Consider the following 15,679-nt stretch of genomic DNA (forward strand, 5'->3'; position numbering starts at 1 on the left):
GCGTCATTCTCAGGCCAGGTAACCATCCGCCCGCAGCAGGGTTTCCAGGCAGTGTTCGGTGATGTTGTAGAACGCCTTGAGCTCCTGGATTTTCTCCAGGAGTTGAGCGTTGTCCACCTGCTCGGCACGCTTCACGGCCAGGATCATCTTGTTCTTGTTGGTGTGGTCCAGGGAGATGAATTCAAACACCTTGGTTTCGTACCCGCAGGCCTCCAGGAACAACGCACGCAAGCTGTCGGTGACCATCTCGGCCTGCTGGCCCAGGTGCAGGCCGTATTGCAGCATCGGCTTGAGCAGTGCCGGGCTCTGGATCTGCAAGCGGATCTGTTTGTGGCAGCACGGCGAGCACATGATGATCGACGCCCCGGAGCGGATGCCGGTATGGATCGCGTAGTCGGTGGCGATGTCGCAGGCATGCAGGGCGATCATCACGTCCAGCTCGCTGGGCGCCACGCTGCGCACGTCACCGCACTTGAACACCAGCCCCGGGTGCTCCAGGCGGGCGGCGGCGTTGTTGCACAGGGTCACCATGTCTTCGCGCAGCTCCACGCCCGTCACCTGGCCTTCGGCCTTGAGGGTGTTGCGCAGGTAGTCGTGGATGGCGAACGTCAGGTAACCCTTGCCCGAGCCAAAATCCGCGACGCGTACCGGCCGGTCCAGTTGCAAGGGGGATGAGGTCAGCGCGTGGCTGAACACTTCGATGAACTTGTTGATCTGCTTCCACTTGCGCGACATCGCCGGGATCAGCTCGTGCTTGGCGTTGGTCACGCCCAGGTCGGCGAGAAATGGCCGGCCAAGGTCGAGGAAGCGGTTTTTCTCACGGTTGTGCTCGGCCGATGGCGCTTCACGCAACTGCTGGGGTTTGCTTTTGAACAGCGAGCTTTTGTTCTTCTTGCTGTATTCCAGCTGCGCTTCGTCGGTCAACGACAACAGGTGGGCGTTCTTGAACGAGGCCGGCAACAGCGCGGCAATCGTCGCGACGCCGTCTGCCAGGGCGAAGTTCTTGGTGATATCGCGGGTCTTGTAGCGATAGACAAAGGACAGGCACGCCTGCTCCTTGACCGTCACTGCCTTGATGATCAGGCGTTGCAGCTCAACCTCATCGCCCACGTACTTGGCCAGCACCAGCTTGATAAAGGCATTCTGCTCGAGGCTTGCGCGCAGCAACTCGATGAACTGGGCATGATGATCCGGCGCGGGGCTGGCAGGTTTAGCGGTGACAGACATGAACAAAAACGCCTCGGGCAGGGAATGCCGGGCATTTTAGGGGGGATGGCGCGCCAGGGCACGGAGTTATTTGCCCAACGGTCAATGCGATTGAAAATGCCGCTTGTGTAGGAGCCAGCTCCCACACAAGCCAGCTCCTACAGGTTATTTCAGGACGACCAGGCGGTTGGGCAGTTCATTGCGCGTGTGGGTCTGGGGCACATGCACCTTGAGCAGTTCGCCGCAGGCCTCAATGCATGTGATAAACCCCGCCAATGTCTGCCCCTGTTTCACCTGCTGGGTAAACGTCTTGACGATAGCGTCCCAACTGCTGTCATCCAGCCGCTTGGAAATCCCGTCGTCCACCAGGATCTCCACATAGCGCTCGGCCTCACTGACAAAAATCAACACCCCGGTGCTGCCCAGGGTGTGGTGCAGGTTCTGCTCCAGGAACTGCCGGCGCGCCAGGTTCGATGCGCGCCAATGCCGCACCGAGCGCGGGATCAGGCGAGTGGTGATGGCCGGCAGGCGGAACACCAGGCACAGCACAATGAACGTCGCCCATTGCGCCAGCAGCAAGGTGTGCATGGTCAACCAGCCCGACAGGTAATGCACGATCCCCGGCACCACCAACGCCACCACACTGGCCCACAGCAGCGGGATGTAGGCGTAGTCGTCGGCGCGGGCGGCGAGTACGGTCACCAGTTCGGCGTCGGTCTGTTGCTCGACCCTGGCGATCGCTTCGGCGACCTGGCGCTGCTCGTGTTCTGTCAGTAAAGCCATGGTTGTAGATGCTCTTTAGTTATTGTCATTACCAGCCACCCGAAGCCCCGCCGCCGCCAAAACCGCCACCGCCGCCCCTGAAGCCACCGCCCCCGCCGCCACCGCCGCCACGCCCGCTGCTGCTGAGAATCGCCAGCAGGATGGCGCCCACTGGCAGGCCCATGCGGTTGCACAGCCACAACACCACCAGCAACAAGATGAACAGGCCGATGGAAAACACCGGGTTGTCCTTGGCAAAGTTGGGATCCGCCACATGGGCCGGCACCGCCAACGGCTCGCCGCCGACCACCTGGATCATGGCCGCCACGCCGTCGCTGATGCCCTGGGTAAAATTGCCCGCCTTGAACTTGGGCGCAATCACCTGGTTGATGATCACCCACGACTGCGCATCGGTGAGCACGCCCTCCAGGCCGTAGCCCACTTCGATGCGCAACTGACGCTCGTCCCGGGCCACGATCAACAGCGCGCCGTTGTCCTTGCCCTTCTGGCCGATGCCCCAGTGCCGGCCCAGTTGATAACCGTAGTCTTCAATGGGCAGGCCTTGCAGGTCGGGCACCGTGACGACCACGATCTGGTCGCCGCTGGTTTGCTCCAGCGCCTGCAATTGCTGGCTCAGTTGCGCACGCACCGGCGGGTCGATCATCTGCGCGTTGTCGACCACCCGCCCAGTCAGCGCCGGGAAGTCCGGCGCCGCCTGGGCAGTCAGGCTAAAGGCCAGCAGCAGCGCCGCCAGCCACCCAGCACGCCAGGTCATCAGAATTTCACTTGCGGCGCTTTATCGGCATCGGCACTGGTGGCCTCGAAGTTGGCGCGCACCGGCAGATCGCTGTACATCACGCTGTGCCACAGGCGGCCTGGGAAGGTACGGATCTCGGTGTTGAAGGCCTGCACGGCGGCGATAAAGTCGCGACGGGCCACGCTGATGCGGTTTTCGGTGCCTTCAAGCTGCGATTGCAGGGCCAGGAAGTTCTGGTTGGCCTTGAGGTCCGGATAGCGCTCGGACACCACCATCAGGCGGCTGAGAGCACCGCTCAGGCCTTCCTGGGCCTGCTGGAACTGCTTGAGTTTTTCCGGGTTGTCGAGGGTGCTGGCATCAACCTGGATCGAGGTCGCCTTGGCCCGCGCTTCGATCACCGCGGTGAGGGTGTCCTGTTCATGGGCTGCATAGCCCTTGACCACTTCCACCAGGTTGGGGATCAGGTCGGCACGCCGTTGATACTGGTTCTGCACCTGGGCCCAGGCCGCCTTGACCTGTTCGTCCAGGGTCGGGATCTTGTTGATGCCGCAACCGCTCAGCACGCTGCTGATCAGTAGCAGGGCCGCGGCTTTCCAGCCCCATCGAATAGTCTGTGCTGCTTGCATGGTGTGTCTCCTGACCAACCTTATGGAATTTGACGACTGACCCTATACATCACGCGCTTGGGGCATAATCCGCCACTACTGGATTACAGCGAGCCAATCAGCTAAAAGATGCCCTTCTTTATGGATAGTTCATAAAGAGCTGAGAAGTGTGCGGTATTTATCCACACAACACCCGAACAACAATAGTCGCTCCCCACATTTTGGCCGAGCCGTGTTTTTTACCTGAACACTGCGCAGTTCGCCGAAAAAGGATATTCATGAAAAAGCTGTGTTTGCTGGGCCTTGTTGCCACTCTGGCCAGTCAATCCGTCGTTGCCGAGACCAAGCCCGCTGCGCTTAAGGACAAGGACGCGTTCGTCAGCGACCTGCTCGGGCAGATGACCCTGGATGAAAAGATCGGCCAGTTGCGCCTGATCAGCATCGGCCCGGAAATGCCGCGCGAGATGATCCGCAAGGAAATCGCCGCCGGGCGCATTGGTGGCACGTTCAACTCCATCACCCGCCCGGAAAACCGTCCGATGCAGGACGCGGCGATGCGCAGCCGCTTGAAGATCCCGATGTTCTTCGCCTATGACGTGATCCACGGCCACCGCACTATTTTCCCGATCAGCCTGGCCCTGGCCTCGAGCTGGGACATGGACGCCATCAGCCGCTCCGGGCGCATTGCCGCCAAGGAAGCCGCCGCCGACAGCCTCGACATCACCTTCGCGCCGATGGTCGATATTTCCCGCGACGCGCGCTGGGGTCGGACCTCCGAAGGGTTTGGCGAAGACACCTACCTGGTGTCGCGCATCAGTGAAGTGATGGTCAAGGCCTTCCAGGGCCCGAGCCCGGCCCAGGCCGACAGCATCATGGCCAGCGTCAAGCACTTCGCCCTGTACGGCGCGGTGGAAGGCGGGCGCGACTACAACGTGGTCGACATGAGCCCGGTCAAGATGTACCAGGACTACCTGCCGCCCTACCACGCGGCAATCAAGGCCGGCGCCGGCGGGGTGATGGTGGCGTTGAACTCGATCAACGGCGTGCCTGCTACCGCCAACACCTGGCTGATGAACGACCTGTTGCGCAAGGAGTGGGGCTTCAAGGGCCTGACGGTGAGCGACCACGGTGCGATCTTCGAGCTGATCAAGCACGGCGTGGCCAAGGACGGTCGCGAAGCGGCCAAGCTGGCAATCAAGGCCGGCATCGACATGAGCATGAACGACCAGCTCTACGGCAAGGAACTGCCAGGGCTGCTGAAATCCGGCGAGATCGAGCAAAGCGACATCGACAACGCGGTGCGTGAAGTGCTCGGTGCCAAGTACGACATGGGCCTGTTTGCCGACCCATACCTGCGTATCGGCAAGGCCGAGGATGATCCGGCCGACACCTATGCCGAAAGCCGCCTGCACCGCAGCGAAGCCCGCGACATCGCGCGGCGCAGCTTGGTGTTGCTGAAAAACCACAACGACACCCTGCCGCTGAAGAAATCCGCGACCATCGCCCTGGTCGGCCCGCTGGCCAAGGCCCCCATCGACATGATGGGCAGTTGGGCCGCCGCCGGTAAGCCCGCGCAATCGGTGACCCTGCTGGACGGCATGAACGCGGTGATCGGCGAAAAGGGCCAGGTGATCTACGCCCGTGGCGCCAACATCACCAGTGACAAGGCGGTGGTGGACTACCTGAACTTCCTCAACTTCGATGCCCCGGAAGTGGTGGATGACCCGCGCTCGGCCCAGGTGCTGATCGACGAAGCGGTCAAGGCCGCGAAAAGCGCCGATGTGGTGGTGGCCGCCGTGGGCGAGTCCCGTGGCATGTCCCACGAATCCTCGAGCCGTACCGACCTGAACATCCCGCAAAGCCAGCGCGACCTGATCAAGGCCCTGAAAGCCACGGGCAAGCCGCTGGTGCTGGTGTTGATGAACGGCCGGCCACTGTCGATCCTCGAAGAGCACCAGCAAGCCGACGCGATCCTGGAAACCTGGTTCGCCGGCACCGAAGGCGGCAACGCGATTGCCGATGTGCTGTTCGGTGACTACAACCCGTCGGGCAAGCTGCCGATCACCTTCCCACGCTCCGTGGGGCAGATTCCGACCTACTACAACCACCTGACCATTGGCCGGCCGTTCACCCCGGGCAAACCGGGCAACTACACCTCGCAGTACTTCGACGACACCACAGGTCCCCTGTATCCGTTCGGTTATGGCCTGAGCTACACCCGTTTCAGCCTGTCGGACATGGCGCTGTCGTCCACCACCCTGAACAAGACCGGCAAGCTCGACGCCAGCGTCACCCTGAAAAACACCGGCAAGCTCGACGGCGAGACCGTGGTGCAGCTGTACATCCAGGACGTGGCCGGCTCGATGATCCGCCCGATCAAGGAACTCAAGAACTTCCAGAAGATCCTGCTCAAGGCCGGTGAATCGAAGGTGGTGCACTTCAGCATTACCGAGGATGACTTGAAGTTCTACAACACCCAGCTCAAGTTCGCCGCCGAACCTGGCCAGTTCAATGTGCAGATCGGGCTGGACTCCCAGGATGTGCAGCAGCAGAGCTTTGAACTGCTCTGATTGAAGCTGTAAACACGGTCAATGTAGTAGCTGGCTTGCCTGCGCTGCAGGCACCTCGGTCTATCAGTTACACCGAGGTGCTGCCATCGCTGGCAAGCCAGCTCCTACAGTTGATTGCGGTGTGTTCCCTAACCTCTTCGATCCAGCAGATTGACCACCAAGCGGTCGATCCACCCCCACACCCGCTGCTTGACCCGCCGCCACAACGGTCGGGCCTTCCACGCCTCCAGGCTGACCGCCTGGCTCTGGGCGAAATCACGCTCGAAACTGCCCGCCACCGCCAGCGTCAACTCAGGGTCCAGCGCTTCCAGGTTGGCCTCCAGGTTGAAGCGCAGGTTCCAGTGATCGAAATTGCACGAGCCGACGCTCACCCAATCGTCCACCAGCACCATCTTCAGGTGCAGGAAACACGGCTGGTATTCAAAGATCTTCACCCCCGACTTGAGCAGGCGTGGGTAGTAGCGGTGGCCGGCGTAGCGCACCGAAGGATGGTCGGTGCGCGGCCCGGTGAGCAGCAGGCGCACGTCCACACCACGCCCGGCCGCCCGGCGCAGGGCCCGGCGTACGCCCCAGGTGGGCAGGAAGTACGGCGTGGCCAGCCAGATACGGCGCTGGCCGCTGTTCAAGGCGCGGATCAGCGATTGCAAAATGTCCCGGTGTTGGCCGGCGTCGGCATACGCCACCCGCCCCAGGCCGGGGCCGGTCGCCGGCACTTTGGGCAGGCGCGGCAAGCCAAAATGCGTCGCCGGCTTCCAGGCGCGACGGTGGTCGTTGACCCGCCATTGGCGGTCGAACAGGGCTTGCCAGTCCTGCACCAGCGGACCGCTGATTTGCACCATGACCTCGTGCCACTCACAGGTGTCCTGCCCAGGGGTCCAGAACTCATCGGTGACCCCAGTGCCGCCCACCACGGCGATGCTCTGGTCGACCAACAACAGCTTGCGGTGGTCGCGGTAGAGGTTGCGCATCCAGCGGCGCCAGCGCAGGCGATTGTAAAAGCGCAACTGCACCCCGGCCTCGAGCAAGCGGCGCCGCAGGCTGAGGGTAAATGCCAGGCTGCCGTAGTCATCGAACAGGCAACGCACCTGCACCCCGCGCTCGGCCGCCTGCACCAGGGCCTTGACCATCTCTTCGGCGCAGGCGCCCGCCTCCACCAGATACAGCTCAAGCTCTACCTGGCGCTCGGCACGGGCGATCGCCACGAGCATCTGCGGGAAAAAATTCGGGCCGTCGATCAGCAATTCGAAGCGGTTGGCGCTGCGCCAGGGGAACACCGCGCCGCTCATGTCAGCGCGCCGTGAAAATCAGCACCGCACCCACCGGCACCGACAGGCTGATCGCGTCCAGGCCAGCGGCCTTGCGCAGAGTCTCGACACCGGTGAGCAAGTCAAAATCCTTGGCGTGCAGCACCAGTGGTTCCAGGGTCACCACCTGGAACCGCCGGTCGTCCAGGCGCGTTGCCAGCAGTTCGGCGTTGTAGGTCTGGGTCTTGCCATGCAGGGTGACCGACAGCGGCAGGCGCAACTCCAGTTGTGCGCCGGTAGCCAGGTCGTTGATCGGCTGCAGATTGATTTGCGCGTTGATCAGCGCGTCGGGGTAGGTCTTGATCTGGAACAGGTCGTTGCGCATGCGCTCATCGCGCAGCGGGATGCCGCTGTTGACCGACTCCAGTTCAACCTGCAACTGCGCCGCGCCGTTCTCTTCGACCTTGCCATGCAGCACCAAGAAGCGCTGGACTTCGGAGATATCGGTGTTTTTGGTGGTGACGAACGACAGCCGTGAGGATTCGTTATCCAGGTACCACGCAGCCTGCGCGGGCATGGCGGCAGCGGCCAGCAGCAAGAGGGCCAGGGGTTTGAGGATGGATGTGTTGAACATTAAACACTCGCGCGCAGAAAAACCTGCTCGAACATTAACTGGCCGGCCTGCTGCACGCAATGTAACGGTCCCGGCAATTTAACTGTGGGAGCGGGCTTGCTCGCGATAGCGGTGGGTCAGTTAATAGATATTTGACTGACCCACCGCTATCGCGAGCAAGCCCGCTCCCACACAAACCAGCTTGCACCTTAGGCCAGTGCCTGCTGCACGCCTTGCACGGTGGCCTCAAGGCTCGCCAGATGCAAACTCAGCACCCGCTCCACCGGCGCCTGGTGCATCGGCCAGTGCAACGCCATGCTCCCTACCAATCGGCCATTGGCCCGCACCGGCAGCGCCACCGCGCGGATCAGGAACGGCAGGCGCACCGGGTATTCCCAGTACCCTTCGGTACGCTGGCCAAACCCCTGGTGCTGGGATTGCTCGCAGGCGCGGTATTGATCATCGGCCGCCACATGCTCGCGGCTGGCCAGGCGCTGCACTTCTTCTGCGGCAAGTTCAGCCAGGCATGCCTTGCCCATGGCTGAATGAAACAGGCTGGCATGCTGGCCAACGATCTGGCAGTTGTTCGGGTACAGCTTGCGCAGCACCGTAGGGATCGCGCTTTCCATGACTTCCAGGCGTTCACCGTCAAAGTTCGACAAGTCCGCCACCAGCCCGGTGCGTTCGCTGAGTTCCAGCAGCCAGGGCGCCGCGCACTCCACCAGGCGCCGCTTGAAGCGTTGCTGGGTATCGCCGAACAAGCGCTGGGCGCTGAGGCGGTAGCGCCGGTCGCTCAGACCGCGATAGATCCAGCCCTGTTCTTGTAGGGTCAGCAGCATGCGCGAGACCGTGGCCTTGGGCAGGCGTGTCAGGTAATGCAGTTCCTCAAGCCCTAGGGCCTGGTGCTCACCGAGCAACTCGATGATGGCCAGTGCCCGCTCCACGGAGCGCACAGTCCCTGTGTCGACGTTGCTGCCCATGGCTGACCTCCCGGTTGCTGATGGTTGAGCGAATTTCACAGCAAGATACAGGCCGTCACCCGCTCAAGCATTCCGGAGGGCGACGCTGCACCCAGTGCGTCAGTTGTTCGTGGGCGTACGCCAGTTGCAGCACCGCGCGATCCGCCTGGGCCGGGCCGATGATTTGCAGGCCCATGGGCAAGCCTTGCGGGTTGAAGCCCACCGGCACACTCATGCTCGGCAGGCCGGCCAATGTGGGGCCGATCACCACCTCCATCCAGCGGTGATAAGTGTCCATGGCCTGCCCCCCGACGACGCGTGGCCAGGGCTGTTGTGCATCGAAAGGGAACACTTGTGCCGTGGGCAGCAGCAGGAAATCGTAACGTTCGAACAACCTGGCCAGGGCGCGGTACCAGTCACTGCGCGCCAGCGACGCCTGATACACATCCGCCGCCCTCAGGCCCAGGCCGCCCTCGACTTCCCACTGCGCTTCAGGCTTGAGCAACGCACGTTTTTGCGGGTCGGCATACGCCGCCCCCAGCGTGCCCTGCACCAGCCAATGGCGATGGACCAGCCAGGTTTGCCACAGGCGCTCCATGGAGAAATCCGGCTGGCAGCTTTCCACCTCGCAACCCAACGCGCTGAAGTCGCCGAGGGCCGATTCACACAGCGCCATTACGCCGTCGTCCATCGGCAGATAGCCGTTGTAGTCACCCAGCCAACCCAGACGCGCGCCCTTGAAATCACGGGCCAACGGCGCGCCGAATACGCTGGGGTCGTCCTTGAGCGACAACGGCACCCGCGGGTCATAACCGGCCTGGGTGCCCAACAGCCGCGCCACGTCCGCCACACTGCGCCCCATCGGGCCTTCGGTGGCCAATTGCTGGACAAACACCTCCGGCGCCGGGCCATGGGGCACGCGGCCCTGGGACGGGCGCAGGCCGAATACGTTGTTGAACGCCGCCGGGTTGCGCAGCGAGCCCATCATGTCGCTGCCATCGGCCACCGGCAGCATGCGCAGCGCCAGGGCCACCGCCGCCCCGCCGCTGCTGCCGCCCGCGACCAGGGTCGGGTCGTAGGCATTGCCGGTGGTGCCGAACACCCGGTTGTAAGTCTGCGAGCCGAGGCCGAACTCCGGCACGTTGCTCTTGCCGATGATAATCGCGCCGCTGGCCCGCACCCGTGCCACGGCGATCGCGTCTTCAGTGGGAATCTGTTCGGCGAACAGTGGCGAACCCAGGGTGGTGCGCAGGCCCTGGGTCGCCGCCAGGTCCTTGATGGCCTGGGGCATGCCGTGCATCCAGCCGCGGGAACGGCCCTGCTTGAGCTCAAGATCACAGGCGCGGGCTTCGGCCAGCACATCGGCTTCGTCGCGCAGCGACACCAGGGCATTGACCAATGGATTGAAGCGCGCGATCTGCGCCAGATAGGCCTGCATCACTTCGTGGCAGGACACCTGCCGGGCATGGATCGCCTGGGACAGCTCCAGCGCATCCAGTTCAACGATGTTCAAGGTTTCACCCCCTTGGCAAACCGCGCCGGCGCTGCAGCCCTTGGCGCCTCATGCATGCAGTAAGTGCCCAGCAGCGTCAGGACGCAAGCGAACAGCACATAAAACGCCGGAGCTACCGGTGTCTCCAACACCTTGCTCAGCCACGTCACAATCAGCGGGGCAAAACCGCCGAACAGCATCACCGCCACGTTGTAGGCCACCGACACGCCGGTGGAGCGCACCTCGATGGGAAACTGCTCGGCCAGGGCCGTCGGCGCCGGGCCGAAGAAGCCGCCGATGGCGATGCACAGCATCACCTGCATCACCAGCAAGCGCTCGATGGACGGCGCCGCCGCGACCCATACATACAGCGGATAAACCATCACGAAAAACGCCAGGGTGAAGGCCATCAGCACCGGCCGCCGGCCCAATCGGTCAGAGAGCAGGCCCGACAAAGGGATGACCACGGTCATCAGCGCCACGGCGAACATCTGCACCATCAACACCTGGTCCAGAGGCAGGCCGAGGTTCTTGTGGGCAAAGGTCGGCATATTCACCAGCACCACGTAGAACGACACCGTCGCACCACAGGCCAGGCCCATGCTCACCAGAATGCTGCGCCGATGCTCACGCAGCACTGTCATCAGGCTCGGCGCCGGGCCGGTGGCCTGTTTGCGTGCTTCGATAAATTCCTCGGGGTCTTCCATGTGCCGGCGAATCCACAAGCCCACCGGGCCGATCAGCAGGCCGAACACAAACGGCAGGCGCCAGCCCCACAGGTCGAGGGTCTCTGGGGAGAAAAAATGGGTGACCAACGCCACCATCGCCGCGCCACCAAACACTGCCAAACACTGCCCGACCAATTGCCAGGAGCCGTACAGGCCCTTGCGATGAGCCGGTGCGCTTTCCACCAGGAACGCCGTGGCGCTGGCATATTCGCCGCCGGTGGCAAAACCCTGGAGCATCCGCGCCACCACGATCAACAGCGGCGCGCCCATGCCGATGGCAGCGTAGTTGGGCGCAAACACGATCAGTGCGATAGACACGGTCATCAAGCGGATAATCAACTGCATGGCGGCCTTGCGGCCTTTGCGGTCGGCATACATACCGAGCAGGATGCCGCCCACCGGGCGCATGAAAAAGCCCACGCCGAAGGTGGCCAGGGCCATCAGTAGCGACGCGTATTCATCATCCGAGGGGAAAAACTGCCGGGCGATGATGCTGGCCAGAAAGCCGTAGACGATGAAGTCGTACCACTCCAGCGCGTTGCCGACCACCGCCGCTACCACTTGCCGGGTGCGGGACACGCCTTTTATTGAAGTCTGCATGAGAACACTCCATTCAACCTGTTGAGGAAAGGTCCAGCGGCAGGAAAAAGGCAGGTGGTCAGGCCGGCTTGAGCCAGCTCTCGGCCAGGGCGCCCCAGTAGGCGGCACCGGTCAGCAGGATCTCGTCGTTGAAGTCATAGGCGGGGTTGTGGACCATCGGCCGCGACACGCCGTTGCCGATAAACAGGTAGCTGCCGGGGCAGCGTTGGAGCATCCAGGCGAAGTCTTCGCTGCCCATCAGCTTGGGCGTGTTGGCGTCAACCGCCGCTTCACCGAGCAAGGCAACGCCGACCTGGCGGGCGAACTCGGTTTCATCGGCATGGTTGACCAGCACCGGATAGGCCGGGCGGTGTTGGATCTGCGCGGTGCAGCCAAAGCTGGCGGCCTGGGTCTGGATGATCGCCTTGACCCGCTCCAGCATCTGCTCGCGCACCGGCGCATTGAGGGCGCGCAGGCTCAGGCGCAGGATCGCCTGCTGGGGAATCACGTTGGCGGCCTGCCCTGCTTGCAGGGCGCCGACCGTGACTACCGCCGCTTCCTGGGCATTGATGTTGCGCGCGACCACCGTCTGCAAGGCCATCACCGTACTGGCGGCGGCCACCAGCGGGTCCACGCTCAGGTGCGGCATGGAACCGTGGCCGCCGACGCCTTCGAGGGTCACGGTGAGCAGGTCCTGGGAAGCCATCATCGGCCCGGTCCGCAGGCCCAGGTGGCCGGCGGGCAAGCCGGGCATGTTGTGCATGCCGAACAGGGCGTCACAGGGGAAGCGCTCCAGCAAGCCATCGGCGAGCATCGCTTCAGCGCCGCCCTGGCCTTCTTCGGCCGGCTGGAAAATCAGGTTGAGGGTGCCGTCGAACCGGCGCGTCGCCGCCAGGTAACGCGCGGCGCCCAGCAGCATGGCGGTGTGACCGTCGTGACCGCAGGCATGCATGCAGCCGGCGTGCTGGCTGCTGTAGGCGACGCCGGTGTTTTCAATAATCGGCAAGGCGTCCATGTCGGCGCGAATCCCCAGGGTACGCGGGCTGCTGCCATTGCGCAGCACGCCCACCACGCCGGTGTGGCCGATGCCGGTATGTACTTCAAACCCCCAGTTCTTCAGGGATTGGGCGACCAGGGCCGAGGTGCGGTTTTCTTCGAACCCAAGTTCAGGGTGGGCGTGGATGTCCTGGCGTACGGCGTACAGGTCGCTGGCGACATCGCTCAGCCAATCCAGGATGTGCTGGTGTGGGCGCATGGTGACTCTCCTCGCAGGCGGGTATTCCCGTTCTTTTTTGTGGCACCGCCACAGATAACCGCGATGGGCGGGCGAGGACAATCAAAGGTGGTTCCACCCTGTGGAACCTTGTGGCAATAGGTGAGCACGCTTGCTTGAACTGAAGTACGAAGTGCCCCCAACAGGCTTATCCCTCACTGCGGAATCGCCTATCAGAGTGATAAAGAGTCAGTTTATTCACGTAGCAACATCTACACCATGAGTTCTGGGCACCAAACAACCAGGAGCGATGGGCACGTGGAGGAAAGTTATCCAAATCTCTCAAGCAAAAAACTCTAAAGGCGCAAGAGAAAACAAAAAAACAATATAAAAAACTGTCACTTTTCACAGTATTCAAAATACGCACAAAAAAATAAAACTACCTTCGAGCCACAACATCACAACCCACACCTAGGAAAAATCATCATGAAAAACTTCAGCACAGAAAAATGCCTATTGGCTTGCTTCGTAGTTTTGACTGCAATCACAAACGCCAATGCAGCACTAGACCCGAAATGTTACGACAACATCCAGGTCGCCAAAGGTATCAGCGACACCCCGCTAAAAAACCCCGATGGCAGCGATAAGATGGTAGATACCAAAAAACCCATCAGCATCGATATTGCGTTTCCAAATCCCTTACCCGCAGGCGGCACCGCCACTTTTGACCTTTCTAAATCAAAAGTACCTAGTGTGGAAATGGAAACCCCTGCCCCAGTGCTTCATCCAGAGTTCACACTAATCTCTTCCACCAAATACACCTACACTTACAAAATCCCCATCCGTGCAAGTGACTATCACGGAAAGTTTACGGTAATAGACACTTACTGCGGCTTTTCAAACTCACAAACCAAGTTGCTCATGCCTGTCAGGTAAATCACCACATCACATATTTGGAAGTGCGGGTTTATGACCGATATTGAGAACCTTCTATCGGACAATCACATCATCGATTTACGATCCTGTCCGCCAATCTGCTTCCCTTGGCTGTTGGTCAGCGCCGAGCCTGCAGTTCTTTACCTTGCGCAGTGGTGAGCTAAACATCACAACAATCGACACCCCTGCCGTTCCCCTATCCACCGCGCCGTATGCGTGCGCCCCAACCCACTCGCCGTCACTTCACTGCGTTCCGGCGTGTCGACCAACGCACTGGTCGGCACGTACTGCTTCACATACCCCAGGCAATAGTCAGCAGGATTGCCCGCCACATACCGACACGAGCAATACTCCTTGGCCGTATACGCCGCGATGATGTCGGGGAACGCTTGCAGGTTGACGCGCTCATGCCAGGCCCACCCCAGCAAGGCGAGCAACAGCAGGAGAAACAGGCTGATAAACGGACGGCGCCGGATCATGGTTGCACCGCCGCGAGCACGCGCTTGAGCAGTTCGTTGTGGCGGTAGCTGCCGTCGCGGTCATCGCCATAGCGCACGATCACCAGCCTTGCCTCGGGCAACACATACAACGCCTGGCCCCAGTGACCCAGGGCCGCGAAGGTATCGTCGGGCGCATCCGGCCAGGGTCGGGCTGCGCCCTGCACTTGACGGTTGAGCCACCAGTGGCCGCCGGGCACCGCTTCGTCCTGACCCGCGATGTACTGCGCCAGGGGTTGGCGATTGAAGTCGACCCAGGCCTTGGGTAGCAACTGCCGCTCGCCCCAGCGCCCGTCCCGCGCCATCAACAAGCCAATTCGTGCCAGGTCGCGGGCGGTCATATAGGCATAGGACGAGGCAACAAAGGTTTCATTGGCGTCGCTTTCCCAGGTGGCGCTGCGAATGCCCAGGGGCGTGAACAGCGCGGTCCACGGGTAATCGACATAAGCCTTGTGGCCGAGCATGCCCTTGAGGGCGGCGGACGCCAGATTGCTGTCGCCGCTGGAGTAGCGAAACGCCTGGCCCGCAGCGCTGAAGGCGTGGGTGTCGGCGGCAAACTCTGCCATGTCGGCACGGCCACGGGTGTAGAGCATGGCCACCACCGAGGATTTCAGCGGCGCGTATTCGTAGTCTTCCTGCCAGTCCAGGCCCGAGGTCCAGTTCAGCAGGTGCGCCAGGGTGATGTTCGGGTGCTGTTTCATCGGTGGATAAAAGCGCGCGACCGGGTCGCTGAGCTTGAAGCGGTTTTCGCCGTAGGCAACGCCAAGCACCGTGGCCAGCAGGCTCTTGCTGATGGACCAGGTCAGGTGCGGCGTGCTTGCGCTAGTGGGTGCGGCGTAGCGTTCATAAATGACTTCGCCGTCGCGGATCACCAACAGTGCGTCGGTGCGGATGCCTTCGCGGGTGATGTCATTGCGGGCCGGGAACGCATAGTCCTCCAGCGCCTTGACGGCGGGACCGGCCAACTGTGGGCCCAGGGACCACTCCCGCACCGGCCAGGCCTGGGCATGTGCGGTAGCGGTGAACAGCAGCAAGGCGACGCACAACAGGCCTTTGACCATGGACTAGCACTCGGGGGCATTCAGGCCCGCGAGCCTAATGCAGATAAATGACGGTTTGGCGACAGGCCTGGGAGCCACTATATAGCTCCTGTGGGGGCGGGCTTGCCCGCGATGGCCATAGGTATCTACACAACTCTTTCGTGGTTCTTGGGGTGGTGAACATATCCGTTTTTGCGGTTACGGCGGCTATTGGTTCCGCCCTTACGGCGGCTCACTTTTGTAGAGCGCAAAAGTAAGCAAAACGCTCTTGCCCCACCACTCGGCACCTCGCCTAGGCTCGGCATGCCCGCAGTCAGGCATTGCTCCGTGGGCCCGCCGCGATCGGCCATCCATGGCCGTGTCGCGGCTACCCCGGCATCCATGCCGGGGTGCCCACTGCGCAATACCTGCCTGCGGCCATCGTGGTTTAACGGGGCGCCTGAGATCAAAAGCCAGATCAAAAACAGAGCAACAGCAA

14 protein-coding genes are annotated in these 15,679 nt (G+C 62.1%); 2 read left to right on the forward strand and 12 right to left on the reverse strand.

The window, feature by feature from the left end:
- Window positions 1–9: 9 nt before the first annotated feature.
- From HBO05_RS27595 to HBO05_RS27610, 4 genes are all read right to left on the reverse strand, one after another.
- Entirely contained in the window at window positions 10–1,227 is a 1,218-nt protein-coding gene (locus HBO05_RS27595; RefSeq protein WP_172314800.1) for an SAM-dependent methyltransferase, read from the reverse strand.
- A gap of 144 nt (window positions 1,228–1,371) precedes the next feature.
- A complete protein-coding gene (locus HBO05_RS27600) occupies window positions 1,372–1,989 on the reverse strand; it encodes a TPM domain-containing protein (protein ID WP_169956789.1) in 618 nt (205 codons plus the stop codon).
- Window positions 1,990–2,017: 28 nt separating this feature from the next.
- On the reverse strand, window positions 2,018–2,743 hold the full coding sequence (locus HBO05_RS27605; RefSeq protein ID WP_169956791.1) for a YgcG family protein: 726 nt from the start codon (window positions 2,741–2,743) through the stop codon (window positions 2,018–2,020).
- The gene (locus HBO05_RS27610; RefSeq protein WP_029297013.1) at window positions 2,743–3,351 is read right to left on the reverse strand and encodes a LemA family protein; all 609 of its coding nucleotides are present in this window, start codon (window positions 3,349–3,351) and stop codon (window positions 2,743–2,745) included. The genes HBO05_RS27605 and HBO05_RS27610 overlap by 1 nt, the downstream gene beginning before the upstream one ends.
- A gap of 257 nt (window positions 3,352–3,608) precedes the next feature.
- Here HBO05_RS27610 and bglX point away from each other — a divergent pair, with 257 nt between their 5' ends.
- Window positions 3,609–5,900: a beta-glucosidase BglX gene (gene bglX / locus HBO05_RS27615; RefSeq protein WP_172314802.1), complete on the forward strand. Its 2,292-nt coding sequence runs from the start codon at window positions 3,609–3,611 to the stop codon at window positions 5,898–5,900.
- A gap of 128 nt (window positions 5,901–6,028) precedes the next feature.
- Here bglX and HBO05_RS27620 read toward each other — a convergent pair whose 3' ends face one another.
- The 6 genes from HBO05_RS27620 to HBO05_RS27645 form a co-directional block, all read right to left on the reverse strand.
- On the reverse strand, window positions 6,029–7,186 hold the full coding sequence (locus HBO05_RS27620) for a phosphatidylserine/phosphatidylglycerophosphate/cardiolipin synthase family protein (RefSeq protein ID WP_169956795.1): 1,158 nt from the start codon (window positions 7,184–7,186) through the stop codon (window positions 6,029–6,031).
- Window position 7,187: 1 nt separating this feature from the next.
- Entirely contained in the window at window positions 7,188–7,778 is a 591-nt protein-coding gene (locus HBO05_RS27625) for a YceI family protein (RefSeq protein ID WP_169956797.1), read from the reverse strand.
- A gap of 188 nt (window positions 7,779–7,966) precedes the next feature.
- Window positions 7,967–8,737 carry an IclR family transcriptional regulator gene (locus HBO05_RS27630; RefSeq protein WP_169955539.1) on the reverse strand — a complete coding sequence of 257 codons (771 nt, stop codon included), beginning with the start codon at window positions 8,735–8,737 and terminating at the stop codon, window positions 7,967–7,969.
- 55 nt (window positions 8,738–8,792) lie between these two features.
- Entirely contained in the window at window positions 8,793–10,229 is a 1,437-nt protein-coding gene (locus HBO05_RS27635; RefSeq protein WP_170058363.1) for an amidase, read from the reverse strand.
- Entirely contained in the window at window positions 10,226–11,536 is a 1,311-nt protein-coding gene (locus HBO05_RS27640; RefSeq protein ID WP_169955537.1) for a citrate-proton symporter, read from the reverse strand. The genes HBO05_RS27635 and HBO05_RS27640 overlap by 4 nt, the downstream gene beginning before the upstream one ends.
- Window positions 11,537–11,594: 58 nt before the next feature.
- The gene (locus tag HBO05_RS27645; protein WP_172314804.1) at window positions 11,595–12,770 is read right to left on the reverse strand and encodes a M20 aminoacylase family protein; all 1,176 of its coding nucleotides are present in this window, start codon (window positions 12,768–12,770) and stop codon (window positions 11,595–11,597) included.
- Window positions 12,771–13,214: 444 nt separating this feature from the next.
- On the opposite strand from HBO05_RS27645, the gene HBO05_RS27650 reads away from it, so the two are divergent.
- A complete protein-coding gene (locus tag HBO05_RS27650) occupies window positions 13,215–13,664 on the forward strand; it encodes a hypothetical protein (protein WP_172314806.1) in 450 nt (149 codons plus the stop codon).
- 167 nt (window positions 13,665–13,831) lie between these two features.
- Here HBO05_RS27650 and HBO05_RS27655 read toward each other — a convergent pair whose 3' ends face one another.
- Window positions 13,832–14,143, reverse strand: coding sequence for an amidase (locus tag HBO05_RS27655; RefSeq protein WP_169955534.1), 312 nt, complete (start codon window positions 14,141–14,143; stop codon window positions 13,832–13,834).
- The gene (locus HBO05_RS27660) at window positions 14,140–15,222 is read right to left on the reverse strand and encodes a serine hydrolase (protein ID WP_170058360.1); all 1,083 of its coding nucleotides are present in this window, start codon (window positions 15,220–15,222) and stop codon (window positions 14,140–14,142) included. Before HBO05_RS27660 ends, HBO05_RS27655 begins: the two co-directional genes overlap by 4 nt.
- Between the last annotated feature and the right edge of the window lie 457 nt (window positions 15,223–15,679).

Origin of the sequence: Pseudomonas sp. WS 5079, assembly GCF_012985465.1 — a bacterium.
Lineage (GTDB): Bacteria > Pseudomonadota > Gammaproteobacteria > Pseudomonadales > Pseudomonadaceae > Aquipseudomonas.

Excerpts from the sequence above, each read along its gene's own strand:
- HBO05_RS27595 (WP_172314800.1), bottom strand. The coding sequence starts at position 1,227 with ATGTCTGTCACCGCTAAACCTGCCAGCCCCGCGCCGGATCATCATGCC.
- HBO05_RS27600 (WP_169956789.1), bottom strand. The coding sequence starts at position 1,989 with ATGGCTTTACTGACAGAACACGAGCAGCGCCAGGTCGCCGAAGCGATC.
- HBO05_RS27605 (WP_169956791.1), bottom strand. The coding sequence starts at position 2,743 with ATGACCTGGCGTGCTGGGTGGCTGGCGGCGCTGCTGCTGGCCTTTAGC.
- HBO05_RS27610 (WP_029297013.1), bottom strand. The coding sequence starts at position 3,351 with ATGCAAGCAGCACAGACTATTCGATGGGGCTGGAAAGCCGCGGCCCTG.
- bglX (WP_172314802.1), top strand. The coding sequence starts at position 3,609 with ATGAAAAAGCTGTGTTTGCTGGGCCTTGTTGCCACTCTGGCCAGTCAA.
- HBO05_RS27620 (WP_169956795.1), bottom strand. The coding sequence starts at position 7,186 with ATGAGCGGCGCGGTGTTCCCCTGGCGCAGCGCCAACCGCTTCGAATTG.
- HBO05_RS27625 (WP_169956797.1), bottom strand. The coding sequence starts at position 7,778 with ATGTTCAACACATCCATCCTCAAACCCCTGGCCCTCTTGCTGCTGGCC.
- HBO05_RS27630 (WP_169955539.1), bottom strand. The coding sequence starts at position 8,737 with ATGGGCAGCAACGTCGACACAGGGACTGTGCGCTCCGTGGAGCGGGCA.
- HBO05_RS27640 (WP_169955537.1), bottom strand. The coding sequence starts at position 11,536 with ATGCAGACTTCAATAAAAGGCGTGTCCCGCACCCGGCAAGTGGTAGCG.
- HBO05_RS27645 (WP_172314804.1), bottom strand. The coding sequence starts at position 12,770 with ATGCGCCCACACCAGCACATCCTGGATTGGCTGAGCGATGTCGCCAGC.
- HBO05_RS27650 (WP_172314806.1), top strand. The coding sequence starts at position 13,215 with ATGAAAAACTTCAGCACAGAAAAATGCCTATTGGCTTGCTTCGTAGTT.
- HBO05_RS27655 (WP_169955534.1), bottom strand. The coding sequence starts at position 14,143 with ATGATCCGGCGCCGTCCGTTTATCAGCCTGTTTCTCCTGCTGTTGCTC.
- HBO05_RS27660 (WP_170058360.1), bottom strand. The coding sequence starts at position 15,222 with ATGGTCAAAGGCCTGTTGTGCGTCGCCTTGCTGCTGTTCACCGCTACC.